We start from the raw sequence: 26,988 nt of genomic DNA, 5'->3' as shown, positions 1-26,988 counted from the left end.
ATTACCCTCTCGGTACGCACGGACCACAGATTTCATGGTGCAATGAACTCGCGTGCGCCTTCCTCGCCCCTCAATACGCGCAACGCTCCCAGAGCCAGGGACTCCAGTTCATTTTCACCCGGAACGATCATGACCGGTGCGATGAATTCGACTCTTCCCCTGATCATTCCCATCATCATGTCCGAATGGGCGATGGCGCCCGTGAGGATGATCGCATCCACCCGTCCGCTCACGACGGTCGCCATCTCTCCTATCCCTTTCGCCACCTGGTAAGCCATGGCCTGATACACCTCGGCGGCATACGCATCGCCGTCCTTGATTCTCCTTTCCACGTCACGCGCGTCGTTCGTGCCGAGATAGGCAACTAGCCCGCCGCTCCCCCGCATCCGCCTGGTCGCGGATTTCCTGTCGTGTGCACCGGAAAAACACATGTCGACCAATTGCCGGCAAGGAACCCGCCCGGCTCGCTCCGGCGAGAACGGCCCTTCTTCGTCCGTCAGCACATCGATCATCCGACCGCCACTGACAACCGACATCGTGATTCCGCCACCCATATGACAGGCCACGATATTCACTTCGTCCAGTCCTTTACCCAGCTTCTCCGCGATCTTGCGCGAAACGGCCCGCATGTTCAGGACATGACACGATGCCCGCCTGGTGATCTCCGGAACGCCCGAAAACCGGGCGATCTCCTCCAACTCATCGACGACGACCGCATCGTATATATAGGACGGGATATGCAGAGGTTGGGCGATACTATGGGCGATGATCGCCCCTAAGTTCGATGCATGCTCGTCGATCGGCCGATACCTCAAGAAGTCCACCATTTCCTGGGTCACCCGATAGGCGCCGCGCTTCAGGGGCGTGAGTTTTCCGCCCCGCCCGGCCACCGCAGAAAGGCTTTCCAACGGAAATTTCTGCTCACCCAGACATTCGAGGATGGCGGAACGGCGCATGTCGAACTGATCGACCATGGACTTGTACTTCGCCAATTCCTCCGCCGCGTTTTCGATCGTATTTCGAAAAAGCTCGCTCTCGTTTTCGTGCACAGCGATCTTCGTTGACGTCGATCCTGGATTTATTGAAAGGATCCTATACACGTCTTTGGACACCATTCGGCCCCTGTCTTCATATATTCGATCCAAGAGAAGGTGTTTTATTGCCTGGCACACGCCGCGGCGGCCAGAACGATAGGCAGATACTTCGCCGCCACTTCAGCCGCCCGCGACGTCAACACCAAAGGAACTTTGCCGCCGACGACGATCCCAGCGGTCGTCGCTTTCGCGGAATATCGAAGCGCCTTCAGCAGCGTGTTACCGACGGACAGATTCGGAACCACCAACAGGTCCACGTCCCCGGCGACTGCACTGTCGATCCCCTTTACTTCGGCCGCTTCGCGGTTCATGGCCAGATCATAGGACAGTGGACCGTCGACGATGCATCCCGGCAGTTCGCCTTGCCTGTTCATCAGCTTCAGGGCGTCCGCATCCACGGTCTCCTGAATTTTTGGATTCACCTGCTCGACTGGCGCCAGCACGGCGACTTTCGGCTCGACAAACCCCATGCTGTGCATGGCATCGACCGCGTTGATCACGATCTCCTTTTTCTGCGGCAAATCCGGGTAGACGTTGAGCGCCGCGTCGGTCAAACCGATCAGCTTGTGATAATTCGGGATCTGAACGATGCTTAAGTGAGATAACTGTCGCTCGGTGCGAAAGTCGCTTTCCTCGCGCATGAGAACCTTCATCATCTCGCCCGTCTGCAACAGTCCCTTCAGCAGAAAATGGGCTTCGCCCTTCTTTATCAATTCAGCGGCAGTAGCGACGGCGTCCACATTCGATGAAGCATGGATTATCGCGTTCGCGAACTTTTTGGGTAACAGATCGAGCTGTTGCTCGATCTTCTTGCCGTCGCCGATCAGCACCGCGTCCACGATTCCGGCGTTGACCGCCTGTCCCACGGCCTCCAGCGTGTGGGCGTCTTCGGCAGCCATCACCGCCACCGTCTTCTTCCGATCGCCGGCGCCGCCAATTCCTGCAAACAATTCGTCGAAACTCTTGTAGACCATTCGTCCCCCTTACCCCCATATTTCGCTGTCGGTTGGAATCCGCTTGCCGGGCATCGCCACCGCGACGCGACTGATATTCACCAGATGATTCCACCACAAGTTTTCGCTGATCGAGTTGTTTCCCCAAGAACCACACCCCAGCGTCGCCGTCGGATTCAGGGCGTTATCGAAGCTGCCGCCGAGACCAGACGACCCGATCATGTTCACCCCGATACGCGACACCGGCAGTCGCTCCGCCGCATACAGTATGTGCTGTCTGTTATTGGAATGAATGACTGCACTGTGTCCCGTGCCCTCGTGAAGAAGGTTATTCCCGGCGATATCGACCGCCTCTTCCCACGTGTCGTACCGGTAGATCGCCAGTACCGGGCACAGTTTTTCCTTCGACAAGGGTTCTACCTGACCGCTTCCGGAAATCGCGACCAACAAGAACTTCGTATTCTCCGGCACCTCGATGCCGGCCATCTTCGCGATCGCGACGGACGAAGCGCCCACGACATCCTTGTTTATGCCCCCTTCGCCGAACATCGCCGTTCTTAGAGCGTCCACCTCCGCCGGCTTCTCGACGTAATAGGCGCCCATGTCCCTGAACGCCGAAACCATCGCGTCATAGATCGTCACGGGACAGATGGCGCTCTGCTCGCACGTACACAGGATTCCGTTGTCGTAGGTCCTTCCACGCACAATTTTCATCGCGACGCCCTCCGCCGCGACGTCATCGTCCACGATGCATTGCACGTTGCCGGCGCCGACCCCAAACGCGGGTTTGCCGCTGCTGTATGCCGCCTTCACCATTGCCGGCCCACCGGTGGAAATGCACGCGTCACACAGCTGCATCACCAGGCCGGAAATCTCTATCGTCGGCTCCGGGATGATCTGTATCAGATCGGCCGGCGCACCGGCTTCCACCAATACCTGCCGCATCAATTCGACGGTCATGTTACTCGTCTTCTTTGCTCTCGGGTGCGGGCAAACGACGATCGCATTTCCGCCCTTCAATGCGATCATCGCGTTGTGCATCGGAGTGATCGTCGGATTCGTCGTCGGAGAAATAGCGCCGATGACGCCGATCGGCTTGGCGATCTCGACCAACCCCTCGTCCTCGATCGTGCGGACAATTCCTCGGCTGTTCACTCCCTTGAGTTTGTTCCAGACGGCTTTTGCCTTGCCCTGGTTCTTGACGATCTTGTCTTCATACTTGCCCATTCCGGTTTCATCGACCGCCAAGCGAGCAAGCATGTCGCCGTTGTCGTAGATAGTTTTTCCTATCGCGCGAACGGCGGCGTCCACCGACTGCTGCGAATAGCCCTCGAATATGCGCTGAGCGTCCCGCGCCTTGTTGATCACGCCCAATACGTATTCCTTCGGTTCCACGACCCGATCTCCTCTTTTTATCTGTCGGTTCATTCGAGAGATATGCGGCCTAAATATTTCTGGCCACTTCAAAGGCGTCCCAAATCGCGTACATTATGTTCGACACCTTTCTCGCATCACCCACTTGGTAAATTTCCTCGATGTCATACAGCAATGCATCGTACAGCGAAGTATTCGCGTCATATCCCACCGCGATTATTACCGAGTCGGTCGTAACCTTCTCCTCGACGCCGTTCTTCGTCACGAACAGGCTCTGCCCGTCGAGTCGAACGGCCTTTGTGCCAGTGCGGATTTCGACGTGATGGAAGCGCAAGAGATCGGCCAGCATTTCCCGGTTGGCGTAACATAGCGGACCGGCGAGACTCAGGATCTCGTCTAGCGCCTCGACGATCACCACTTTCTTGCCTTGCCTCACGAGCATTAACGCCGTTTCGCACCCGACGAGGCCGCCGCCGATAATCACGGTAGTGTTTCCGGCGTCCTTTTGGCCGGTCAGAACGTCCGCCGCGACATAAACTCGTTCGTCATTTCCCAGACTGAACTTCCTGGGTTTGGAACCGGTTGCGATGATGACCGAGTCGGCTTCAGCTGTCCGGACCATTTCCGGTGTCACCTCGGTGAGATAACTCACTTTGACGTCCAGCTCCGCCAACTCCTGTGTATACCAGTCGGCTAAGGCCAAATCGTCTTCCTTGAAATCCGGCGCGCCACCCGGGATCAGATTTCCGCCCAGCCGTCCGCTCTTTTCGAAGAGCTGCACATCGTGACCACGCAGCGCCAGCACGCGGGCACTTTCACATCCCGCAACCCCGCCGCCTATTACCATCACTCTCTTCTTCTTCGCCGCGGGTGCCAGCGCGTATTCCCGCTCTCTGCCGGCACTCGGATTGACAGCACACGAAATCGTTAAGTATGCCTTTAGCCTGCCCATACACGCCTCGTGGCAGGACAGGCACGGGCGAACTCTCTTGTGCTTTCCGACCCTAATCTTGTTGACGATCTGCGCATCGGCCAGCAAAGGCCGGCCGAGCCCTATCATGTCGGTCTGGCCCTTTTCGATCGCCGCGCTGGCCAGCTCCGGATTGTCCATCCGGCCAGCTGTAATGACCGGGATGTCGACGACCTTCTTGACCTCTGCATTGAATGGCAGCGCCAATCCTTTTTTCTGGTACATCGGCGGATGGCTCCAGTACCAGGAGTCGTAACTACCGACGTCCGAGTCCAGAGCATCATACCCTGCCTTCTCCAGCAGCTTCGCCACCTCCAGTCCCTCGGGGAGGTCGCGTCCCAGTTCAGTGAATTCTTCCCCTGGCACGACGCCATGCCCGAGCTCCTTGATGAAACTCTTGGGGCTATATCGCATCACCACCGGGAAATCATTTCCGCAAGCGTTTTTAATGCCTTGAACGATCTCAACCGCCATCCGAATCCTATTTTCCAGGCTCCCGCCATATTCGTCCGTGCGATTGTTGAACAGTTCCGTTGCAAACTGGTCGATCAGATATCCTTCGTGCATGGCATGGATTTCCACCCCGTCGAATCCGGAGCGTTTGGCCACACCGGCGGCATCAATGAGCTTCGCGATGATCCTCTTGACCTCGTCCGTACTCAGCTCGCGGCACATCAGTCCATCGATCCACCGATGCGGTATGACCGATGGTCCAACAGGCAGATCGCCGGGATGGACGCGGCTCGACACGCGTCCGAAGCCCGCCGAAATCTGCAAGAAGATTCTCGCATCGTAGGCGTGCACCCGTTCGGTGAGCGTTCTTGCCATCCGTATGAAGAGCATCGGATTGTCGGTCGGACAGGGCATGGCTCCCTTCGTGTGTTTTTCCACTTCATTTTCCACGAAGTTCATGCCGGTAATAATCAGACCAACGCCGCCCCTGGCGCGTTCCACGTAAAAGTCGATCCCACGTTCCGTGAACGCGCCGTCGCTGTCGCACAATCCGGCAGGCCCCATCGGCGCCATGACAAAGCGATTCTTGATGAGGCACTGCCCGACTGTGATTGGATCAAACAACCTTTCAAAACGACGCATCGTGGTCAGCCATTCCCCCTGTAAATTTTGCTTGTACACAAAGTTCGAACTTTCGAAGCGCCAACGTCACGGCATAGATCAAACCCGGCACAGCAAAGCCGACCAAACTCATCAATCCGCCGGTGTGGTATCCGGTCAGGTTAGTCGGATCCCCGATGGTCGTCGGCATCAACGAACCCACACCGACGGATATTCCGTTCAGCAATTCCGAACCGGCGCCAGCCGCCAGCCACCTTCTGCTCGCTTGCCTCCCGGCCCGTTATTGAGCTACCGCATATCGGTTGCCGCCAATATCGTCTGTAGATTCGGCGAACCCGAACAGTTTCGCCGGGTTTGTGACCAGGATGCGGTGGCGTTCCTCCGCGTCCGGAGCGTAGCGATAGAGGAGCTCCAGCAATTCGGCGTCGTTGGGCGGCTGCACCACCGAAACGGGATGTGGCCAGTCGCTGCCCCAGATGCACCGGTCCGGCGCGGCTTCGATGTAGGCGCGGGCGATGGGGGTCACATCGTCCCAGGGGTAGCCCGCTTTCGAGGTCTTCTCGCCGAGCGAAAGCATGACCCAGAAGTTGCCCTTGGACAGCAGTTCCAGCATCTTGCGCAGGCTGGGATCGTCCCGGCCGCGGATGGGATCCGGCCGGCCCATGTGATCGATCACGACCGGGACGTCGAGCGACTCGAATTTGGCGGCGCTGCCGGCAATCCCGTCCTTCTCCGGCTGGATTTTCACGTACCAGCCCAACTCCCGTATCCGCGCGATGGCGCGCGCAAAGTCGGCGTCACTGAGAACTGCCCCCAGGGCCTGCCGGAAGCTGAACCGCGCACCCCGCACGCCGGCCGCATGCAGCTTCTCGATATAGGAATCGGTCGCCTCCGCGAACACCAGCGCGTTCGCGCAACCGCGATAGTTCGGCCCCATCGCCGCGAGTGCATCGAGAACCACCGCGTGATCGGCGCCATAGGTCGTCGTCTGCACGATCACGCCGCGCTCGATGCCCAGCGCCTTGTGGACGCGAAGCGCCGCCTCCCACGTTGCCGTCGGCATCTGGTAAGCCGCACCCGGCCGCACCGGATACTTGGACAGCGGGCCGAGCACGTGAAATTGGCTGTCACACGTGTGCGCAGGCGGCAACACCGACGGCCGACGCGGGTTCGGATCGAAAGCCATATAGTCGGGCATGATTTTTTACCTCTTCTCAACCAATCACGGCGATGACATCGCACTGCACCAGCGCGCCGCCATCCATGTTCATCTGCAGCGCGTGTCGAGCCGGGCGACACCGCTCGTCCGGAAACATCTTCACCCACTCCGCGTTCACCGGCTCGCGCTGTGAGCGGTCCTGCAGCCAGACCGTCATCTTGATGATGTCGTCGGTCGTGCCGCCGCCCGCCTCGACGATCGCCTTCATGTGCGCAAACATGTTCACGCACTGGTCTTCGATCGACTCCGGCATTTTCCCCGTCTGCGGATCGCGACCGAGGATGACGCCGGACATCAGAAGATTGCCGATGCGGCTGGCGTTCGGAATCGGGTTGGCGTGCTTGAATCCCCCGATCTGGATGCTGGTACGTCTTGCCATCAGCTTTGTCCTTTTCTATACAAACTGGCTCTAAACAAACTGGCAGCTCACCGACCCGAACTCTCGGTAGTCGGCATGGAATACGTCGCCCTTGCGAACGTCGACGGGCCGCGTGAAGGATCCGGCGAGGACCACTTCACCGGCGGCGAGATGCTCGTCGTGCAGCGCAAGTCGGTTCGCGAGCCAAGCGACGCCGTTGGCCGGATGGTTGAGGACGCCGGCGGCGACACCCGTCTCCTCGATCTGTCCGTTTCGGAACAACAGCGCGCCGATCCAACGCAAGTCCGCGTCGTACGGCAGAAACGGCCGACCACCCAACACCAGAGCCGCGTTCGCCGCATTGTCGGAAATCGTATCCATAACCTTGCGCGTTGCCTTGGTCTCCGGATCAATCCGGTGCATCCGCGATTCCAAAATCTCAAGCGCCGGCGTGACGTGGCCGGTGGCTTTCAGCACATCGAAGATCGTGCAGTTTGGGCCCCGGAGTGGCGTCTCAAGCACGAAGGCGAGCTCGACCTCGATTCGCGCCCCATTGAAACGGTCGAACGGAATCTCGGTCGCCTCCGGATAGAACATGTCCTCGAACAGAACACCGTAGTCCGGTTCGGCGATGCCGACGGCATTCTGCATCGCTTTCGAGGTGAGCCCGATCTTGTGCCCCCGGATGACGCGACCGCCGGCGACTTGAAGGCGGGTCCACGCGCGCTGGATCGCATAGGCGTCCTCGATCGAGAGCTCCGGGTACTCCAGCGAGAATATACGCAGCAGCGACTTGGTCTGCTGGGCCCCGTCCAGCCTTCGGGCCAAGTCTTCGATCGTCGTGTTGTCGAGCATCGCCTTTCAATCCTCTTCGACGACAGTGTTGCGGAGGATGCCGATCCCGGCGGATTCGACCTCGACCACGTCGCCAGGCTTCAGCCAACGCGGCGGATCGAACCGTGCGCCGGCGCCGGTTGGCGTGCCGGTCACGATCATGTCTCCCGGCTTGAGCGTCGCGAAGGTCGAGAGATACGCGATCAGAAAATCGAACGTGAACATCAAACGTTCCGTCGAATCCTGTTGTCGCGTTTCGCCGTTGACGCGGGTGACGATGTCGTGAGGTCCGCGCGGATCGAGTTCGTCGGCCGTAACGATCCACGGTCCGATACTGCCCGACCGATCGAAATTCTTGCCTTGCGTGACGTTGAACTTGGCGTGATGCAGCCAGTCACGAACGCTGCCCTCGTTGCACAGCGTCATGCCGAAAATGTGCCGCCATGCCTGTTCACGCGGGATGTGACGGCCAGGTTCGCCGACGACGATGACGAGCTCGCCTTCGTAGTCGAGTTGTTCAGACACGTTCGGCTTCTCGATCGGCTGCCCGGATCCGACAACGGACGAAGGATTGCGAACGAATAGGCTCGGATATTTCTGCAGATTGGATCCATCCTTGTATTCGGCATTGCGGTCGCGGTAGTTCACGCCGATGCACCAAAGTTTCTCGGGTGCCGGTATAGGCGGAAGTAGTGTCAATGACGCCAATTCCCTGTCAGGCGACTGCCCCTTTAAGGCGTTTCGTGCTGCAGAGAGCCCGTCACGGGCTATGAGCGTCTTGAGATCGGGATATTCGTTGCCGATGCGGGCGGCGAGATCGACGACGTCGCCTTCAACGACCGCGCCGTACCGCTCACGCCCGTCTTCGAGGTAACTCAACAACCGCATACCTTGCCTCCAAATCATGTCGCCGACTGAGCGGCGGCGAGTTGGCGCCCGCGCACCAGTTTGGCGACGCTTTCCCCAAACACAGGGGGGCCACCCAGACCTTTGGGCGAAGAACGACAAATCCGGTGATCAATCGAAGGGCTCGAGTAACGTCCTTCTTCGCGGGATCGAGATGCCTGTCCTCCCCCGCATCGAATGGTGTGACTTGGGCCCGCATCGATTGCACCTCAATTCGCTCATACTTTCCCTGTTGCGATGGCCGAGTCGATTGAATTGCGCTCCAAATGCCCACATTATGGACATTGACGATGGGCAACATTCTGGATTGTAGCGGTTCGTCCACCCCCAGCACGCCGCGGAGAGATTGGCCGCGATCGAGCACACCGCCGTCCAACGCGACGGATGTCTACCTTCGCGGTGCAGGATCAGCCGCACCGCACGCTCGCGGACCTCAGTCGGGAATTTGTCCGCCGTCTTGCCCATGACGGCTCCACCTTTTTAGAGGTTTGGAGCCTCAGACAATCCCGGCGCGGTTCGATGCCTCGGCGGCTCAAAGCATCCGCAGAAGGGCACAAAGTTGGCAGCGACGATGGTGATCAGCGCCCTTGCCATCAGAATGGCAGTCCGCTTGAGCGCATCAAAGGCAAACCGGTTTCATATGTCGAACGAAGACTCCTGCCGGAGCGTTCCACAGTTACTTTTCAGCCGGCCCGTCTGGGAAACCGGGCAAGACAATTGGTTACGAAGTCATTCTTGTCGAAGTAGTCTGCGTGCTCGTAAGATCAGAGCAGATCATTGGCGCCGTTGAGGAAAAACAGACATGCTTCCATTCGCAATCAACTGTCGCGACACGGCCATTCTTTACGAGTTCCAAGCACGTCTTCGTCACGATATCGCGATTTACACACTCGAGCCCAATCAGATGACTTTTGCGATGTGAATAGATGTTTTCCGCAACGATCCCGCATCCCCCTATATTACTCCCGCGACGCCAGAAGCACTTGCTCACGTTTTCGCAGGCCATTGATAAATTCCCGTACCGCCGGCGAATTGTTGTTCCGTCGAACCGCAGAGACAATTTCGGCGTGCAACGTCAGGCCGTCGAGCGGCCGGTACACTACATCGGCCAGTTGGATCCGCCGAAGCGACGCGGGCACGACCGAAATTCCGAGCCCCATCGCGACGAAGTTGAGAGCCGTAATGAAGTCGCGGACATTGTATGAGAATTTTGGCGAAAAGCCCCCGTATCTACCGATCTCTCGCGTATGTTCGCCAAATCCGGCCCGATCGTCGGACTGAGGCAAAATGAATGACTCGTTGGTCAGATCCATCGGCCGAATCGCCTTACCGGTCGCAGCCAACGGGTGATCAACGCGCAGGGCGATACTGAGCGTCTCGCGCAGTTGCGGCACGACCACTATGCCGGGAGGGTATTCGGGACGAGGGCGAAGAAAACCGACGTCGATGCGATTTTCCGACAGCGCCTCCAGTTGCCGCCATGTCTCCATTTCCAGCAACGTGACCGTCACCGCCGGAAATTCAAGATGGTAGGCATATATGACAGATGGCAGCAGCCCGGAATAGGTGGCGGATGCGATGTAGGCGATCTCGAGCCGGCCACTCTCGCCACGTCCGATCTGGCGCGCGACCGACTCTGCTCTTTCAAGTTGCGCAAGGCCGGGCTGCACCTCGGCGAGGAACATCTCTCCGGCGTCGGTCAAACGGATCGGCGCTCGCTTGTTGCGATAAAGCAGACGAACGCCGAGGGACTTTTCCAGCGCCTGAATCTGCCGGCTGAGCGCCGATTGGGCAATGTGCAATTGATCCGCTGCGCGGGCGAAATGCAAGCTTTCGGCGACTTTAATGAAGCATCGAATCTGGCGTACATCCAAGGCCATATGCCCGCTCCTTCCGATCGGCCATTTAATCGAATTTAGGCATTAATATTTAGCATTACAACATTGGACCGCATCGCCGCGCGGGAGCAACACTCGTCATACTCAAAGCACAGGCGCCCCCACGGAATTGACTCGATTCCGTGCGCCGACAGTCAGCGGTCAACATCCATGCCTCATCTTACTCTGATCCAGCTCAGTAGCCTTGTCTTCACGATCGTCGCCGTCATAGGGCTCGGCGTCTTCTCGGCGCGATCTGTCAAAACGGCGGAAGGTTACAGCCTGAACGGCCGATCGGCCGGCGCTGGCCTCATCGCCGGCGGCATAACCGGGACCATCATAGGCGGGTCCGCAACGGTGGGAACCGCCCAGCTCGCCACCGTGTTCGGTCTTTCGGCATGGTGGTTTACGCTCGGCGGAGGCCTGGGCCTGTTGATCATGTCGGCGTTCTATGCCCGCCCGTTGCGCCACAGCGGCCTTGAGACGATTCCACAATTCTTGTCAAAGATGTATGGTCCCAAGGCTGGGCCATTGGCGAGCATCATCTCTTCGCTCGGCGTCCTGTTTAGCTGCGTGGCCTGCGCCCTGTCGGGCATTCATATGATCGCGGCGATGACCGGAGCCTCGCATGTGGTCGCCGCTGCCATCATTGTTTTTTTGGTGGTCGGGTACGTCGTTTTCGGCGGCTTGAAGGGTGCCGGCGTTTCGGGGCTCCTCAAAATGTCGGTTCTCGCGACCGCGCTGTGCGTCGCCGGCCTGGGCGCCGTACTCGCCCTGTATCGCATGCCTGATTTTTCGGCTTCGTTCCCGGCGTATCCGTGGTTCAGTCTGTGGGGCCGCGGCGGCAGTGTGGCCGTCAGCAACGCCTTGTCGCTGATCGTCGGCGTCCTTTGCACGCAGACCTACGTTCAGGCGGTGTATTCGGCCGCCGACGCCCGCACCGCTGCGATCGGCACCGCCACCGCCGCGGCCATGGTGATACCGGTCGGCCTGCCCTCCATTGCCATCGGGATGTTCATGCACGTCCATCATCCCGATCTCGCTCCGGTGTTGGCACTTCCCATGTACCTGGTGACCTACCTGCCGGGCTGGCTCGGCGGCGTTGGCCTTGCCGCCCTTCTCCTGTCGGTGGTCGGCTCCATCGCCGGCTTGTCGCTCGGCATCGGGACGATGATCTCCAACGACATCGTTCGCGGTGTCTTCGGCGTGCGTTCCGACGCGCACATTCTGCTCGCCAATCGCGCAAGCGTCGCCACCGTGGCCTGCATGGCCATGGCGATCGCATTGTCCAGCCTGAACTCGTATGTTCTCGACTGGAGCTACATGTCTATGGCGTTGCGCGGCGGTGGCATTTTTCTGCCGCTGACGCTCGCCATATTCCGTCCCGGCTTGCTCAGTGGCCGGTGGGGCGTGGCATCGATGTTCGTGAGCACCGTGGCCGCGGTGGCCAGCTGGATGTTCTTCCCAAAGTTGATTCCGCTCTTCGTCGGTCTCATCGTCAGCGTCGGTCTCGTCGCGATTGCGGTGCTGCTGCGCGGCTGGTCGCGGCGCAGGCTCGCGCGCCGGCCCGCCTGAACGGCTTCGCCTGCTCAAGGCAGTAGGCCCGCTCGCATTCGCGCTCGCCTATGGCAAGGGGGATGTTCTAGCCGGGTTCCGCCTGAGCGCTCACTGACATTATCTCCCGGCCGGTCTGGCCCGGGGGTCTTCAATCTGTGACGGGGAGCGACTCCGAGATTAGGGGCGCTGCTTGCCCCATCCGGACGTTGATAGGGCGTCGTTCACCGGATCGGTCGGTCGTGACGGGACGATTGGCGGTGGGTGCCTCGGTGATGAAGAAGGTACAGGCGATCACCGGCAAGGGCCCCGGTGAAGGATTGGCCGTGAGCGGCTTCCCCCTGGCCGGCGTTGAAGACCTCTGGTTCACAGCGAACGCAATTGATCTAAACCGGCTGAGTAGAGAGGAGTGCCCATGCGGGGGTGTTCGACAACGGGGAGAAACCAACAGCCGGAAAACTCCCCTCGGGCCGTTTGAAAAATCGGAAGGAAGCCAATACAAAACCGCACGTCGGGCCCACGCTATTTGTGCAACAGCTTTCCTATGGCGAGCGCAGCGCTCTTTAATATCTCGCCAACTTCCGCCTCGCGTTGCGGCCGTAGGCGTACGCGGATTGCCACGATCGTAATCGCCGCGCAAGGCTGTCCGTCGGGCGTCCTGATGGCGACGGAAATTGCTTTGGTCCCGGGAACGATGCCGGAATGATGAACGGAGTAACCGGTGCGCCGTGCGGCGGCGACTTGTTCGAGAACGGATGTCGGGTTCGTGCGATAGGCATCGAATCTGTTGGCGTTGTTGATGATGATCTCGTGCGCCTCCGAGGGCGGCAAACCGGCGAGCATCGCCACGCCGGCTGTGCTCACCCCGAGCGGCCGCCGCGCGCCGACCTCGATGGAAAACACCTGAACCGGATATGTACCGATCACCCGCATGACGCACAGCGCGTCTACTCCGGTCCGAACCGTGAGAAAGGTGGTGTCACCGATATCCTGAGCGATATCCGACAAATACGGTTCCGCCGCCACCACCAACGAGGAGCGAGAGGGGCGCGCCAGTGCGAGTTCGAGAACCTGATGCCCGATCGCGTACCGTTTGGTCTTGTGGCGTTTTTCGACAATTCCTTCCTCGATCAGGACGTGGATCAGCCGATGCACGGTTGATCTGGATAGACCGGTTGCCTTGACGACGTCCGGGAGGGGAAGGCCAGCGTCGCGTCCCGCCGCCAGGATACGCAGCACCGCGATTGCCCGACGGACGCTCTGCGCCCCCCCTAGGGGTTGCCCTGCATCTCTGCGTCGCCGCCCAGATTCAGGCCGCGGCTGCATCGCTCGATTATCACCGATGTCCGTGTCCATAATGTGGACATTTAGAACACAATTCGCTCAACCAGGCAACAAAGCAACCAAGCCGTGGATGTATCTGTGCGTCGGTCACGCTGGCGCTTGAGATTTTGTGATCGTGGATGCGCCCGAGCGATCCGCAGACCAAGGCGCCGCGCAAGGTCATGAATACGATTTCTGACAATGCGGCGAACGCGGCTCAGGAGAGGTGGCCCCGGAAAACCGGACAGTCAGATAAGCTAATCCCGACCGGGAGAGGGACGGGATTTTTTGGGCAAAGTTACGCGAAAGCGCTATTCGGCTGAGTTAAAGTCCAAAGACGGTCGAGGACTTCGACATGGGGGTGGTCGACGCAATCATGAACAAGGCGTCGTGCTTATGCCAGAGCCGAATATTGGGACGAGCGCATCGAAATTATGCAATGGTGGGCCGACTATCCCGACGAACTCCACGGTAGTTCAGCAAAGCGGCCTTCCTGATCACCGGCAAGGAATGCCCATCAGGTTCATGACCTGAAGGTCGTGAATTAAAATCCTGCCCCCCGGCACCCAAATCTAAGAAACCCCAGGAAACTGCGCGTTTTCAGGGGGTTCGTTCTTACTTGGATTCCCGTCTAGCCAAGCGTTCCCTTCCGTCTGCGATTTTTGATCTAGCCTTTGCGGCAACGGCCTCCGCGGTCAGCCCGAAGTGCCGGAAGAGTTCGGGGTCGAAATGCGGCTCGTGATCAAGGGTGCGGACAAGGATGCATACGCACCCCGGCCCGACCCAGTGCTGATCAAAGCAATGGCCCGCGCTCACAGGTGGTTAGACGACGTACTTGCCGGGCGGGCCAAATCCTTTGCCGCCATCGCGCAAGCGGAGGGCATAAGCGACCGGTATGTCGGGCGCCTCTTGCCTCTGGCCTTTCTCGCCCCCGACATCGTCGAGGCCATTCTCGCCGGAACCCAGCCTGCCGACCTCACCGCGGAAGTCCTACTCAGGCGTACCAACCTGCCCATCGCCTGGGCCGACCAGAAGACCCTGTTGAGCTTCGCCTGAGCCCCCTTAATCCCCCCACGAACCCGAACCGTCCGGCCAGCCGGCAGAGAAAGTGGGGCCTCGGCACCCACTGTTAAGTCCGCTCACCCCTTCTCCGGTTCGGGAAGAAACGGAAGCCCCTGCAAAGCCCCGCGGAAAGCTGGGCTTCACAGCCATATGGCGTGAGCTTGAAGAATTTTTTCTGGAACCGATAAAAAACTGGCGGAGAGGGGGGGACTCTTACCCCCAAACGCCTCCACATCCCTAAAAAAACCGCAGAAAACCTGGACTTTGAATGACCAGGCCGCCACCGAGTGGGACACAGAAGTGGGCCACAAGAGGGTATCATGGCGACCTGTCCTTACATCGTCCGGCGGGGGAATCGATACTACTTCCGCGTCCGAATTCCTGCTGAGGTAGTTGCGGTCGTAGGCAAAACCGAGCTAAAGCGGAGCCTGCAGACCGGAGACCTATCCGAGGCACGCCGTCGTTCCTCACGACTGATGGCCATCGCCTCCCGCTTGGTCTCGCTGGCGAGGATGAGACCCGTGATTTCCGACGAAGCCATCTTGGAGCTCGTTCGCAATTTCTATGAACACCAGCTCGACATCGATCATGTCAGCCGCATTCACGGCAGGCAGTTTCCGGAATTCGTCGAAGAACAGAAACTCGCAATCCAGAACCGCGACGCGACGATCGAGCAACTTCAGAAGGACCTCGCTGATGGATGCCTCGACGCGGTTGATGCCAACGCCCGATATCTGCTGATCCGGGGCGGCCATGTCGCCGACGGCCAGGAGATCGACCCGAATGACGAAGGGTTTCGCGAGCTCTGCCACTGGTTGCTGCGGGCTCTCCTGGAAGCGACAAAAAGGGCAAAGGAGAAAGACCAGGGAATATGGGACGGCAAATCCACCGATGACGTGTTCAAGGGCCTGGAGTCAGGTGGAAAGTCCCCCGCTCCACGATTCCTCGACTCTGGCATGGTGTCGCGCAGCATCACGGAAGGTGAGGACACGCGCGACGTAGAAGAGAACGAAGACGACGCATCCCGCAACGCCAAAAGACGTGCCGCAATGTCGCCAACCCAATACGTCGACCTGGTCATCGCGGAAAAGCAGAAAGTTGGCATCGCGGCGGACACCGCGAATCAATATCGCTATGTCATGAGGGTGTTCGAAGACCTCTGTTCCTCCATGCCGATCTCCAAGTATAGGACCCACCACATCACATATTTTCGGGACCAGCTGCTGAAGCTCCCCATCCGTGCGAAAGAACTCGAATGCGACAGCCTCGAGAAAGCGATAACCTGGAATGAGTCACAACCGAGAGGGAAACGCCGCAGGACGCTGAGCATCCGCTCGATCACCGACAAGTACCTGACCTACATTCGGAGCGTGTTCGGGCACGCCTACCGAAACCACCTCATCCGCGAGAATATTGCCGAGGACATCACAGTCGATGCCCCGCGGAACTACAAGAAGCGGCTGCAAAAGCTCAACGCACGCCAAGCTTTTCCGACCGACAGCCTGAAGATCATTTTCAGGCAACCCCTGTTCCTGGGAGCCTTGTCGCCGTACCGCCTCTACACATCAGGCGCGCATCTCGACTGGACATGGCGATTCTGGTGCCCGCTCTTCATGCTGTTCGCGGGAGTCCGTCCCAAAGAACTCGGGCAACTGGAAACCGCCGATGTGATCGAACGGTGCGGCTACCCGTGCCTCAACATCACCGCGCTCAGCAATACGGGCACTCCCCATGGCGCAACTGCAGATTACGGGAAAGACGATGGGGGTGAAGAGCAGGATGATGACGAGATCGGAAAGAGTGCAAAGACACCAGCTTCATTTCGCGAAATACCGATCCATCCGTTTCTGCAAGACCTCGGATTTCTCGACCGCGTGAAGGCTTCAGAGACCGCCGGCGAACGCCGGGTCTTCCCAGAATGGCCGCCTACGGACGGAAAATACTCCAACACCACGAACCGGTTCTTTAACGGGAAAGGCAAAGAACACATCGGCTTTCTCGCACGCATCGGCGTGAAGACCGCCAAGACGCCGCTCTATTCATTGAGGCACAATTTCAAGCAAGCAATGAAGAAGTGCGGATTCCAGGACAGCGAAATGGATCTCCTGATGGGGCACGCCGACCCGAGCGTTTCGGCAATTTATGATTCCCCCGAAGCCTACAGCCTGTTGATCGAGAAGATGAAACGGCTTGCCTACGAGGGCCTGGACTTCGACCCGATCTTTAAGGCGCGCAGCGGGAACGGGTGCTGAGCAGTCCATCGACTCTGCAGAAAGTCATCAACTTTCCGGGTTGGATTTCCAGCAAATGATGATCGCCTTAGTCGTCTAGGAATACACCTGGACCGGCCTTCAACCTTCCGCGACGGTCAGGTGTCGCTACCGTCGCCGAATGATCCCGATATCTTTCAAGCGACATCGCTTTCCGCCTGTGGTCATACAGCACGCGGTTTGGCTTTATGCCCGGTTCACGCTGTCGTTTCGCAACGTCGAAGACCTGCTGGCCGAGCGTGGTGTCGACGTTTCAAACGAGACTATCCGACGCTGGTTTCTGAAGTTCGGTCGGCTGATCGCCAGCAATCTTCGCCGCAACCGTCCCCGCCCGAGCCCACGCTGGCATCTCGACGAGATGGTCATTGGGATCCGTGATCGGAAATACTGGCTGCGGCGTGCGGTCGACAACGAAGGCGAGGTTCTCGACTTCCTGGTCCAGCGACGGCGCTGCGCTCGATCGGCGAGGAAATTGCTGTGAAAACGCACACAATCATAACCCCGTTTGTGCCCAATTGGATGTTATTGATTAACCTTGCAAATTCGCGTTATTGCCGGGGTCACATGTCGCGCGAAACGTGCCCCCTGCTTATTGCGGTTTTTCTGAAGATAATCAACGGGCAGAGTGGCTTTTAGGGCGGGGTCATGGTTGCGCGCGTATTCACAGATCAGGCGCACCATCAGCTTTGTCAGCGTCCGGCGCGTCTGTTCGGGCAGCGTCTGCCATTGCGGCATCTGCGCCGTCTCCGCGTCGCACGGGCTGGAGAACAGATCGAACTGGTATGTCGTGGGCTGGAGCGGCATGGACATCTCCCCGGTTCGTGTCGTGAGAGCCCAATGCTGCACCCGAATCGCGCAATTGCGATGGGGCGATGGAAACGGCTGCGGCATCTCGAAGAAATGTCGCCAAAGTTCCCAGAGCATCAACCTCGACATGGGGAACAGTCGCGATACGCCAACTCGCGCCGGCCGCCAATCGAACATCCAGGCCGGGACCTCCAGCCACCGATCAGATGCGTGGCCGGAGAGGCTGCAACGGAAAACCGCCGCCCCGTCCTTCTCAATCACCTCATGAATGTGGACTTGCCTACCTGCCCAAGGATGCCATGGATAGAGAAGATCGCGATGATCGGTCCCGTGGGCGTTCCGTCGTCGTGTTGTACAACGCCCGCAGGCCACATTCGGCCTTGGATGGACAGACGCCCAAAGAGGTGTATCATCAAATCGTGCCGATACCGTCTGCAGGACATGCCCCGGAGACGGTGTCAATCATCGCACTGGCGGCGTAATCATGAACCGGGACTAGCTTAACAAAGCCGCCAAACTGTCCGAACCAACGGGGCCACCTCTATAAGGCGCGGTCTATTATGTTGGGCATGCCGGATTGTTACCATTCGGCAATCGAGCCGTCCTCGTGGCGCCACACCGGCGCCCGCCATCGATGGCCGACGCCCGCCATCTTCTCGATCACCGTTTCGTTTACCTCGATGCCGAGGCCCGGCCGCTGCGGGATGCCGAGATACCCAGCATCGTAGGAAAAGCCCTGGCCGGCGGCCACGTAATCGAGCAGGTCGTTTCCTTCGTTGTAGTGGATACCGAGGCTCTGCTCCTGGATGAACGCGTTGTAGCAGACGGCGTCGACCTGGAGGCACGCGGCAAGCGCGATGGGGCCGATCGGGCAGTGCGGCGCCAGGGCGACGTCGTAGGCTTCCGCCCATGCGCCGATGCGCACCATTTCGCCGATACCGCCGACATGGGCGGTGTCGGGATTGACGATGTTGGCGGCGTGCGTTTCGAACACCTGCTTGAAGGCGTAGCGCGAATGCATCCGTTCGCCGACGGCCAGCGGAATCGACGTCGAGCGGGCGAGATCGGCCATAGCGTCGATCTGTGTGGACACCACGGGATCCTCGACGAAATAGGGGCGGATGGGCTCCAACTCGTGCAGCAGCACCTTGGCCATGGGGGCATGGACCCGTCCGTGGAAATCGAAGGCCAGGTCCATGTCGGAGCCGACGGCATCGCGCAGTTCGCCAAGCTGCCGGACGATGGCGTCAATTTTGGCGTGGCTGTCGATGATCTGCAGTTCGCCGCAAACATTCATCTTGGCCGCGCTGAAGCCCCGGTCGAGCAGCGCCCGTGCCTGGGCGACCAGGCCGGCCGGCCGATCACCGCCGATCCAGCAGTAGGTCTTGATCCTGTCGCGCACCGGACCGCCCAGCAGCGCATGGACCGGCGCTTGGTGATATCGCCCCTTGATGTCCCACAGCGCCATGTCGATGCCCGAGATGGCGCTCATCAGGACCGGGCCGCCGCGATAGCAGCCGTTGCGGTACAGCGACTGCCAGATGTCCTCGATGTGCAGCGGATTGCGCCCGATCAGGAAGTCGGCGAATTCCGCCACCTTGGCGGCCAGGGTCTCGGCGTGGCCTTCCAGCACCGGTTCGCCCCAACCGGCGAGCTCCTCGTCTGTCTCCACCTTCAGGAACAGCCAGCGCGGCGGCACCAGATAGGTCTTCAGCCCCGTGATCTTCATGGATTGTCGCTCCCCACGATCCAGTTCAATTCCCGGCGAACGGTATCGTCGGACGGTCGGCCCTGCGGCCGCGCCTTACATGATGCCGAATTTCGCGAACGCCTCGACGGCGCCCATGCCGTCCTCGATCGCCTTCTTGACGAGGCGTTCGCCGCGCGCCTTCTCGATGGCCCGGGCGATGACCTCCGCTTCGGCCGCCGCCGGAACGGCGACGACACCCTCACTGTCGCCGAACAGCAGGGTTCCGGGTTCGATGCGAATCCCACCAATCTCGACCGGAACGCGGAAATCGACGACCTTGCCGCGCGGCCCCTGGTCCTGGGCGTAGGCGCCGATAGCGAAGGTTGGAAAATCGATGACCAGGATACCCGAAATGTCGCGCGCGTAACCATCGACGAGCGCCCCGGCGGCACCCAGATGCTTGGCCCGGGTCGCCATCAGCTCGCCCCACAGGGCATAGTCCGGGCTGGCCCCCGCCGCGACGTAGATCTCGCCGGGCCGCAGGTCGTCGAGCGCCTCCAGCATCACCCCGAAAGGCTTGTCGTCGTCGCTCGCGGCCTCGGGGTCGACATCGACCTCGACGATCGGCATCGCGCGGCCGGCCAGGATCATGTCGCCGCGCACCGGCCCGATCCGCGGCGGCAGGAATTGATGGAAGAGCCCCAGCTTGTCCATCACGTCGCCGATGACGGCCGAATACAGCTCGCGCCGCATCAGGGCGAAGAGATCGACGTCGTCGCAGCAGGTCACCGACACGCTCATGGGGTTCTCCTCGGATCCCGGACAACGGGTCCGGTTAAAGCGGCTTTCTGAAGACGATGTTTTCCGGTTCCTCGCCGCGCGCCACGCGGTCGAGGTTCCCGGCGATGAAGTCCCACCGACGTCGCACGGTTTCCTGGGTCCATCCGGCGATGTGCGGGGTCATGTAGACGTTGGCCATGTCCTGAAAGGGGTATTTCGACGGCCGGACACCGGCGTTCAGGGTGTCCGGGTACTGGTACCAGACGTCGATGGCCGCCGCGGCGATCTTGCCGGTGCTCAGCGCCTCGTAAAGGGCGTCCTCGTCGACCAGGGGACCGCGTGCGATGTTGATCAGCACGCCGCTCGACGGCATGGCGTCGAACACGGCGGCGTCGATCATGCCCCGGGTCTCGTCGGTCAGGGCGCAACAGACGACCAGGAAATCGCTTTGGGCCGCCACCTTGGCGACCTCGCCGAACCGGTAAAGCTCGTCGACCTCGTCGGGCTTGGCGATGTCGAAGTATTCGGCCGCGACAACCCGCGTTCCGAACGCCTTGCACCGCTTGGCCACCATCCGGCCGATACGCCCGAGGCCGACGATGCCCACGGTCTTACTGCTCAACTCGGCGTGGGGCGGCGCGCCGAAGCGGCTGCTGCGCTCCCAGCTTCCATTGCGGAACGACTGGCACGCCGCGATATAGCGCACGCAGCATTGCAGCATGGCCAGGATGGCGAACTCGGCGACCCCCTCCTCGTGACGATGGACGTTGCACAAGGCCGCGCCGGCCGGTAGGGCGTCGGTGAGGATTCCGTCGCACCCGGCACCCGGAACATGGACCATCTTCATCTTCGGGGCCGGCGGAAACTCGCGACCATAATCGACCGTGATCACGGCGTCGGCATCGGCGAAGGCCGCCGTCGCCGCATCGCGCGGGGTCCGGTCGTCGACGTTGACGATTTCCCAATCGGTGGTCAATCGCGGCGGTAGCTCGCCGGCGAAAGGTACGACGGGGGCACCGTAGAGGATTACCTTCATTGCGGTCACTCCGATCGGCTCGCCTAGGCGGCCGTGTTGTCAGACTGGGTCGTCGCCCTGCGGCGGGCAGCGACCACCCGGCGAATGACGGCCACCACCACCGGCGACATCCAGATCGCGATCGTCACGACGCCCAGGACTCCGGCCACCGGCCGTTCGAAGAACGCCATCAAGTCGCCCCTGGACTTGAGCATGGAAGTTAGGAACTTCTCTTCCAGCATGGGGCCGAGCACCAGGCCGAGGATAGCCGGGGGGAGCGGAAAGCCGTTCTCCTCCATGAGATAGCCGATGAAGCCGAGGATCAGCATCACCGTCACCGCGAACACTGCGTTCTCGACGGCGAACGAGCCGACCACGCAAAACGCCAAAATTACGGGCATCAAGACGGTCTGCGGAACTCTCAGGATCTGCTTGAACGCCTTGATGGCGAAGAAGCCGAACGGGACCATCATGATGTTGGCCACGAAGAACGACAGGAATACGGCGTAGATCAGTTCCGGCTTCTGAAGGAAGACCGTCGGTCCTGGCGTCAGCCCCTTCATGAACAGGACACCGATGACGATGGCGGTCAGCGAATCGCCGGGTATGCCGAACACCGTCGCCGGCACGAAGGCGCCGCCGATCGAGGCGTTGTTGGCCGCCGTCGCCGACGCGATGCCGTCGATGATGCCGGTTCCGAATTTCTCGGGCCTTTTCGAGAACTTTTTGGCCACCGCGTACGAGACATACGCGGCAATGTCGGCGCCGGCCCCGGGAATGGCGCCGATGATGGTGCCCAGGGTGCAGCCACGGGCGATTCCCGCCTTGAGGCGCCAGATCTCGCGGCCGAGCCCGTGAAACACGTTCCCCAACTGCTTGCTGCCGACGGTGCTCTCGGTGGTCGTGCGGCTGACCACCCGCAGGACCTCGGACACGGCGAACAGGCCGATGAGGACGGGGATGAATCCGAGCCCGCCGGCCAGCGTCTCGATATCGAAGGTAAACCGCATAAGGCCCGAGACCGGATCCAACCCGATGGTCGCCAGGATCAGGCCGAACAGCAGCGAGGCCATGCCCTTGACGAGATCGCCGCGGGCGACGACGACGGCCGCGGTCAGGCCGAGGCAGGCCAGCCAGAAATATTCGTAGGTGCTGAATTCGAGGGCGATCTCCGCCAGCGCAGGGGCGCCGAAGATGAGGACCGTGGCTCCGAACAGGCCGCCAATGGCCGAGCAGATCAGCCCCATCCCCAGGGCCAGCTCCGCCTGCCCCTTGCGGGTCATGGCGTAGGCTTCGTCCGCATAGGCGGCCGAGGCCGGCGTGCCCGGAATGCGCAACAGGGCGCCCGGCAGATCGCCGGCGAAGATGGCCATCGCCGCGACGCTGACGATCCCGGCCAACGCCGGAACCGGGTCCATGAAAAAGGTCAGCGGGATCAGAAGAGCGACCGCCATCGAAGCCGTCAGCCCGGGGATCGACCCGACGACCAGCCCGAAGATCGCCGTCAGGATCATGGTGATGATGACGGTCTTGTCGAGCAGGAGCTCGGCCGCGTGGAGCATCACATCCATGTCAGAGCCCCCGCGAACGGTTCGAGCACGCCCCACGGAAGCGGCACCGACATGAATCCCTGGAAGAACTCCTGCAACAGCAGGGTCACGAAGACGGCAATGAGGACGCCGCGCGCCGGCCGGCGCGTGAACCACCCGATCTGGACGCTCAGCACGACGATCATCGAAAGGAAAAAGCCGAGAGAATTGGACGCCAGGATGTAGAAGATCACGGAAGCGGGTATCAGGATCATGTTGACGATGTGGCGCGGCGACCGACTCCAGTCGCCGAGCTCGATCCACGGGCCACGCAATCCGCCGGCAAGGACGCGGCGCCCCAAAAGCAGGACGCCGCAAAAGACGAGTCCCGCGCCAATGATCGTCGGAAAGAAACTGGGTCCATAGCTGATGTGCCTAAGTGCGTGGAATTCGGAGGAGAAATAGATGATGACCGCTCCGAACACCAAGATGGCCAAGCCGAGGACCGCGTCGTTGAATTTCATGGTTTCTTCGTCCCTCTGTCACCAGCGCGGGGAACGCAAACGTCCTTGTCCAGGTTAAAGGCCGAGGGCCTTGATGACCACCTTCACGTTCGTCGTCTCGTTGACCATGAACGCCTTGAAGTCCTTGCTGTCACGCCACTTGAGGCCGAAACCGCGCGACGTCATGGCATCCTGGAACTGCTTGCTGTCGTAGATCTTCTTGACCGCAGCCCCGAGCTTGTCGGCGATATCCTGCGGCAAGCCGGCTGGTCCGACCACGCCACGCCAAGCACCCAGGGAGAGCGCCTTGCCGGTTTCCTCCTGCAGGGTCGGGATATCCGGGAAGGCGTCCAGGCGCTTGTCGCCGAACACCGCAAGGCTCAGCACCTTGCCGGCCTGGATCAGCGGCCCGGCCTCGGGAATCGAGCACGGAACCACGTCGACGCCACCGGCGGCCAGTTCCTGGATGGCGGCCGCGGCCCCCTTGCCGGGGATCATGTTGACCTTGCCGAGGTCGACGCCCCAGTCATACATCAGTGTCGCGACAGCCAGCGGCCACGAGCCGCCGCACCCGCCGCCGCACGCGATGTTGTACTTCGCGGGGTCGGCCTTGATCGCGTCGAGCGCCTGGGTGATGTTCTTGAATGGCGAGTCCGCCTTCACCTGGAAGCCGGCGGGGTCGAAGTTGTACTGGGCGATCGGCGTGAAGCTCGAAACCTCGAAGTCGGCCTGCCCCAACTCCTTGTAGTGCGCATAGTTGTAAAGGACGCCGATGGTGTATCCGTCGGGTGCAGCCTGGACGATGCTGGTGATGCCGATAACACCACCGCCCTGCCCCTGGTTCACGACGTTGAAATTCTGCCCGAAGATGTCCTTCAGTTGCGCCGCCAGCAGGCGCCCGGTGGCGTCGGTGCCGCCGCCGGCGCCAGCGGGTACGATGATGGTCACCGGCCGGTCCGGCCACGCGGCCTGGGCCCCGAAACTGCCGCAGACGACCGTCGCCACAGTGGTCACGACGGTTGCCAGCAATTTTGTCTTTCGCATCTCCACCTCCATTTGTTGATAAATGATCGACAGATCGGAAAGTTTACCCCGTTTCTTGCCTATCCGTTCGCCCTGCCGCCTGGAGGGAGGCGGGGCCGCTTGTTCGAAACCAGCCAAGCCGATTCATTTGCGCTGGCGGAAAGCATGATGATATCTCTTGATATATCTTAATATAATTCGACGATCAAGAATCAATTTTCCGGCCGCCGAGATTCGGCGTCGCATCCACGCCGGACGGACAAACGCATGGACAACCCACCGCGAAAAATATATTGAGATATATTGAAGATGCGGTTGCGCACGCACGCACCGGAGGGGCGGAGTTTCGGGGTTTCCCGGCGCCCGCACTCCCTCCCCGGGCCCTCGGATTTCGGGATTTCATGAACAATTTGGATCAGATGCCGGTGAAACGATCGATTTGGCGGGGCGACGTCACCAGCCTAGCCGGCAAGGCCTATAAGGCGCTCGAGGAAAAGATCGTGATGCTCGAACTAGCGCCCGGCGAGATCTATACCGAAAAGGATCTGGCCATCATAGTCGGGCTGGGGCGTACCCCCGTCCGCGACGCGCTACTTCGCCTCGAGCACGACCAGCTTCTCAGCGTCATTCCGCGCCAGGGCATCATGATCTTGCCGCTCGATTTCGAACGGGACCTCCTGGCTCTCGATCTCCGCGCCGTGGTCGAGCGCATCGTCGTCGAGCGCGCCACCCGGCTCGCCACGCTTATCGAGCGCAAGCGGCTGGCCCGCATGGCCGACGAAATGGAAAAGGCGGCCGAAGACAAAGACGTCCTGGCATTCACCCGTCTCGACGACGCCTTCCACGACTTCATCGCCAACTGCGCGCAGCAGCCCTTCGCAGCCAAGACGCTGGAGCCCCTGCATTCGCTTTCACGGCGCGCCGGCACCATCCTGTTCCGCCAGGACTTTGAGCGCGAGATCGTCGAGGCGTCGCACACCCACTACGTGCTGATGCGCGCTATCGCCGACGGCGACCTCGAACGCGCCGACGCCGCCTTTGACGGACTTATCGAGCGCGCCCGCCGCGTCACCCTGGAACTCGCCGAGTCCCAGAGTTTCTAAGAACTTCGATGGAATTGGCATCCACGGCTCGCTACTGCGCCAATATCGCTGGCGAGAACTGGTGTTTGGATTCTACGAATATAAATTGGATAGGTATCAAAGAGTCGGATTTATCCGGCCGATCCCATGCTTACATTTGACCATACGTCAAATATTCCGTGATGGGTCAGCCACTGCCGAAGTCGTGCCCGGCGCCCGCGTCCGCTTTGCCATGTTCCGTGCCTAAAGCCGCCCTTCCGCTTCCGTGAAGAGTTTCGGGCGCCGCGAGGCGTACGAAAGTCCCCGAGGAACGAACCCGCGGGCCCCGGGCTGTGGTCTATGGGGATTTCGGTTTTGGGTCGGTCTTGAGGCTAGCTCGACAGGGGTTGGGGGCCGTCGCGGTTGGCGTGGAATCGAAAAGATGTCGCCCCCGCGGCCCACTAAGCCCCCCGTTTCGCTCGGATCGCTAGACCACGTACTCCCTCAATCACGATCGACGCAAAGGGCGATGCCCATGCCGCCGCCGATGCAAAGGGTCGCCAGGCCTTTCTTGGCGTCACGGCGCGCCATCTCGTAGAGCAGGGTCACCAGGATGCGGGCGCCCGAGGCGCCGATGGGATGGCCGAGGGCGATGGCGCCGCCGTTGACGTTGACCTTGCCGGCATCCCAGCCCATGTCGCGGTTGACGGCGATGGCCTGGGCGGCGAAAGCCTCGTTGGCCTCGATAAGATCGAGTTCGTCGACGGACCAGCCGGCCTTGCGGAGGGCTTCCCGGCTGGCCGGAATGGGGCCGGTCCCCATGATCGCCGGGTCGACCCCGGCCACCGCCCAGGACGCGATGCGGGCCAACGGCCTGAGGCCTCGGCGTTCCGCCGCCGCCCGCTCCATCAGAACCACTGCCGCCGCCCCGTCGTTGACCCCTGAGGCGTTGCCGGCCGTCACCGTCCCATCCTTGGCGAAGGCCGGCCGCAGGCCGGCCAGGGTCTCGACCGTGGTGTCCGGCCGCGGATGCTCGTCGGTATTGATCACGGTGTCGCCCTTGCGACCCTTGACCGTCACCGGCACGATCTCATCGACGAAACGTCCCGCCTTCTGGGCGGCCTCGGCCTTCTGCTGAGAGGCCGCGGCGAAGGCATCCTGCTCCTGACGCGTGATCCCCCACTGGCGGGCGACGTTCTCGGCGGTGATGCCCATGTGGACGTCATTGAAGACATCCCACAGGCCGTCGCGGATCATGGTGTCGACCATCGCCGCATCCCCCATCTTGGTGGCGGCCCGCAGATGCGCCGCATGGGGTGCCCGGCTCATGCTTTCCTGACCGCCGGCGACCACCACCTCGGCGTCGCCAACCCGGATCGCTTGCGTCCCCAAGGCCACGGCGCGCAGGCCCGAGCCGCACACCTGGTTGATGCAGAAAGCCGTACGTTCCTGCGGAATTCCCGCCGCCAGCGCCGCCTGGCGGGCCGGATTCATGCCAGCGCTTCCGGTCAGCACCTGGCCCAGCACGACCTCGGATACCGCCGCTGGGCCGATGCCCGCCCGCCGCAAGGCCTCGCGAATCGCCAGGGCCCCCAGTTCATGCGCCGCCAGAGCCGCCAACCCGCCGTTGAATCCGCCTACCGCCGTCCGCGCCGCGCCGACGATCACCACATCCGTCATGCCTTCTTGTCCTTTCTTCGAGGGAGAGGCGG

At 60.9% G+C, this 26,988-nt stretch carries 23 protein-coding genes and 2 pseudogenes; 6 read left to right on the top strand and 19 right to left on the bottom strand.

Annotated features, from left to right (window positions below; all coding sequences use genetic code 11):
• Window positions 1-32: 32 nt before the first annotated feature.
• From buk to ODR01_RS19650, 10 genes are all read right to left on the bottom strand, one after another.
• Complete coding sequence (gene buk / locus ODR01_RS19695; protein WP_316979413.1) at window positions 33-1,115, bottom strand: butyrate kinase; 1,083 nt, start codon at window positions 1,113-1,115, stop codon at window positions 33-35.
• A 41-nt stretch (window positions 1,116-1,156) separates the two neighbouring features.
• Window positions 1,157-2,068 (bottom strand): phosphate acyltransferase, encoded by a 912-nt coding sequence (locus ODR01_RS19690; RefSeq protein ID WP_316979412.1) that lies wholly within the window; start codon window positions 2,066-2,068, stop codon window positions 1,157-1,159.
• A 9-nt stretch (window positions 2,069-2,077) separates the two neighbouring features.
• The gene (locus tag ODR01_RS19685; protein WP_316979411.1) at window positions 2,078-3,442 is read right to left on the bottom strand and encodes an aldehyde dehydrogenase family protein; all 1,365 of its coding nucleotides are present in this window, start codon (window positions 3,440-3,442) and stop codon (window positions 2,078-2,080) included.
• Window positions 3,443-3,491: 49 nt separating this feature from the next.
• Window positions 3,492-5,486 carry an oxidoreductase gene (locus tag ODR01_RS19680; RefSeq protein ID WP_316979410.1) on the bottom strand — a complete coding sequence of 665 codons (1,995 nt, stop codon included), beginning with the start codon at window positions 5,484-5,486 and terminating at the stop codon, window positions 3,492-3,494.
• A complete protein-coding gene (locus ODR01_RS19675) occupies window positions 5,473-5,655 on the bottom strand; it encodes a hypothetical protein (protein WP_316979409.1) in 183 nt (60 codons plus the stop codon). Before ODR01_RS19675 ends, ODR01_RS19680 begins: the two co-directional genes overlap by 14 nt.
• Window positions 5,656-5,745: 90 nt before the next feature.
• Window positions 5,746-6,663 carry an amidohydrolase family protein gene (locus tag ODR01_RS19670; protein WP_316979408.1) on the bottom strand — a complete coding sequence of 306 codons (918 nt, stop codon included), beginning with the start codon at window positions 6,661-6,663 and terminating at the stop codon, window positions 5,746-5,748.
• Window positions 6,664-6,679: 16 nt separating this feature from the next.
• Window positions 6,680-7,063, bottom strand: a complete 384-nt coding sequence (locus tag ODR01_RS19665) for a RidA family protein (protein WP_316979407.1) — start codon at window positions 7,061-7,063, stop codon at window positions 6,680-6,682.
• 30 nt (window positions 7,064-7,093) lie between these two features.
• Entirely contained in the window at window positions 7,094-7,897 is an 804-nt protein-coding gene (hpaH, locus tag ODR01_RS19660) for a 2-oxo-hept-4-ene-1,7-dioate hydratase (RefSeq protein ID WP_316979406.1), read from the bottom strand.
• Window positions 7,898-7,903: 6 nt separating this feature from the next.
• Window positions 7,904-8,764 (bottom strand): fumarylacetoacetate hydrolase family protein, encoded by an 861-nt coding sequence (locus tag ODR01_RS19655; RefSeq protein WP_316979405.1) that lies wholly within the window; start codon window positions 8,762-8,764, stop codon window positions 7,904-7,906.
• 977 nt (window positions 8,765-9,741) lie between these two features.
• Window positions 9,742-10,662 carry a LysR family transcriptional regulator gene (locus ODR01_RS19650; RefSeq protein ID WP_316979404.1) on the bottom strand — a complete coding sequence of 307 codons (921 nt, stop codon included), beginning with the start codon at window positions 10,660-10,662 and terminating at the stop codon, window positions 9,742-9,744.
• A gap of 168 nt (window positions 10,663-10,830) precedes the next feature.
• On the opposite strand from ODR01_RS19650, the gene ODR01_RS19645 reads away from it, so the two are divergent.
• The gene (locus ODR01_RS19645) at window positions 10,831-12,234 is read left to right on the top strand and encodes a sodium:solute symporter family protein (protein WP_316979403.1); all 1,404 of its coding nucleotides are present in this window, start codon (window positions 10,831-10,833) and stop codon (window positions 12,232-12,234) included.
• Between the two features lie 501 nt (window positions 12,235-12,735).
• Here ODR01_RS19645 and ODR01_RS19640 read toward each other — a convergent pair.
• A complete protein-coding gene (locus tag ODR01_RS19640) occupies window positions 12,736-13,539 on the bottom strand; it encodes an IclR family transcriptional regulator (protein WP_316979493.1) in 804 nt (267 codons plus the stop codon).
• A gap of 726 nt (window positions 13,540-14,265) precedes the next feature.
• On the opposite strand from ODR01_RS19640, the gene ODR01_RS19635 reads away from it, so the two are divergent.
• The 4 genes and pseudogenes from ODR01_RS19635 to ODR01_RS19625 form a co-directional block, all read left to right on the top strand.
• Window positions 14,266-14,592: a hypothetical protein gene (locus tag ODR01_RS19635; protein WP_316979402.1), complete on the top strand. Its 327-nt coding sequence runs from the start codon at window positions 14,266-14,268 to the stop codon at window positions 14,590-14,592.
• A 326-nt stretch (window positions 14,593-14,918) separates the two neighbouring features.
• Window positions 14,919-15,098: pseudogene (locus ODR01_RS25285) on the top strand (DUF6538 domain-containing protein); the annotation flags it as partial.
• Between the two features lie 21 nt (window positions 15,099-15,119).
• Entirely contained in the window at window positions 15,120-16,850 is a 1,731-nt protein-coding gene (locus ODR01_RS19630; protein ID WP_316979401.1) for a site-specific integrase, read from the top strand.
• 139 nt (window positions 16,851-16,989) lie between these two features.
• Window positions 16,990-17,346 (top strand): annotated as a pseudogene (locus tag ODR01_RS19625) (IS6 family transposase); the annotation flags it as partial.
• Between the two features lie 44 nt (window positions 17,347-17,390).
• On the opposite strand, the gene ODR01_RS19620 reads toward ODR01_RS19625, so the two are convergent.
• The 7 genes from ODR01_RS19620 to ODR01_RS19590 all read right to left on the bottom strand — a co-directional run bounded on the left by ODR01_RS19620 (window position 17,391) and on the right by ODR01_RS19590 (window position 24,236).
• Entirely contained in the window at window positions 17,391-17,672 is a 282-nt protein-coding gene (locus ODR01_RS19620; protein WP_316979399.1) for a hypothetical protein, read from the bottom strand.
• A 583-nt stretch (window positions 17,673-18,255) separates the two neighbouring features.
• On the bottom strand, window positions 18,256-19,404 hold the full coding sequence (dgoD, locus tag ODR01_RS19615; RefSeq protein WP_316979398.1) for a galactonate dehydratase: 1,149 nt from the start codon (window positions 19,402-19,404) through the stop codon (window positions 18,256-18,258).
• A 75-nt stretch (window positions 19,405-19,479) separates the two neighbouring features.
• Window positions 19,480-20,166 (bottom strand): RraA family protein, encoded by a 687-nt coding sequence (locus ODR01_RS19610; protein ID WP_316979397.1) that lies wholly within the window; start codon window positions 20,164-20,166, stop codon window positions 19,480-19,482.
• A 34-nt stretch (window positions 20,167-20,200) separates the two neighbouring features.
• Entirely contained in the window at window positions 20,201-21,181 is a 981-nt protein-coding gene (locus ODR01_RS19605; RefSeq protein WP_316979396.1) for a 2-hydroxyacid dehydrogenase, read from the bottom strand.
• A 23-nt stretch (window positions 21,182-21,204) separates the two neighbouring features.
• Window positions 21,205-22,731: a tripartite tricarboxylate transporter permease gene (locus ODR01_RS19600; RefSeq protein ID WP_316979395.1), complete on the bottom strand. Its 1,527-nt coding sequence runs from the start codon at window positions 22,729-22,731 to the stop codon at window positions 21,205-21,207.
• Entirely contained in the window at window positions 22,722-23,213 is a 492-nt protein-coding gene (locus ODR01_RS19595; RefSeq protein WP_316979394.1) for a tripartite tricarboxylate transporter TctB family protein, read from the bottom strand. Before ODR01_RS19595 ends, ODR01_RS19600 begins: the two co-directional genes overlap by 10 nt.
• Window positions 23,214-23,267: 54 nt before the next feature.
• A complete protein-coding gene (locus ODR01_RS19590) occupies window positions 23,268-24,236 on the bottom strand; it encodes a Bug family tripartite tricarboxylate transporter substrate binding protein (protein ID WP_316979393.1) in 969 nt (322 codons plus the stop codon).
• 380 nt (window positions 24,237-24,616) lie between these two features.
• On the opposite strand from ODR01_RS19590, the gene ODR01_RS19585 reads away from it, so the two are divergent.
• Window positions 24,617-25,318: a GntR family transcriptional regulator gene (locus ODR01_RS19585; protein WP_316979392.1), complete on the top strand. Its 702-nt coding sequence runs from the start codon at window positions 24,617-24,619 to the stop codon at window positions 25,316-25,318.
• A 462-nt stretch (window positions 25,319-25,780) separates the two neighbouring features.
• Here ODR01_RS19585 and ODR01_RS19580 read toward each other — a convergent pair whose 3' ends face one another.
• A complete protein-coding gene (locus tag ODR01_RS19580) occupies window positions 25,781-26,956 on the bottom strand; it encodes an acetyl-CoA C-acetyltransferase (RefSeq protein ID WP_316979391.1) in 1,176 nt (391 codons plus the stop codon).
• Between the last annotated feature and the right edge of the window lie 32 nt (window positions 26,957-26,988).

The organism is Shumkonia mesophila (assembly GCF_026163695.1).
Classification (GTDB): Bacteria; Pseudomonadota; Alphaproteobacteria; order Rhodospirillales; family Shumkoniaceae; genus Shumkonia; species Shumkonia mesophila.
The sequence above is the reverse complement of the archived record's forward strand: the minus strand, read 5'-3'. Positions and strand labels throughout refer to the sequence as shown.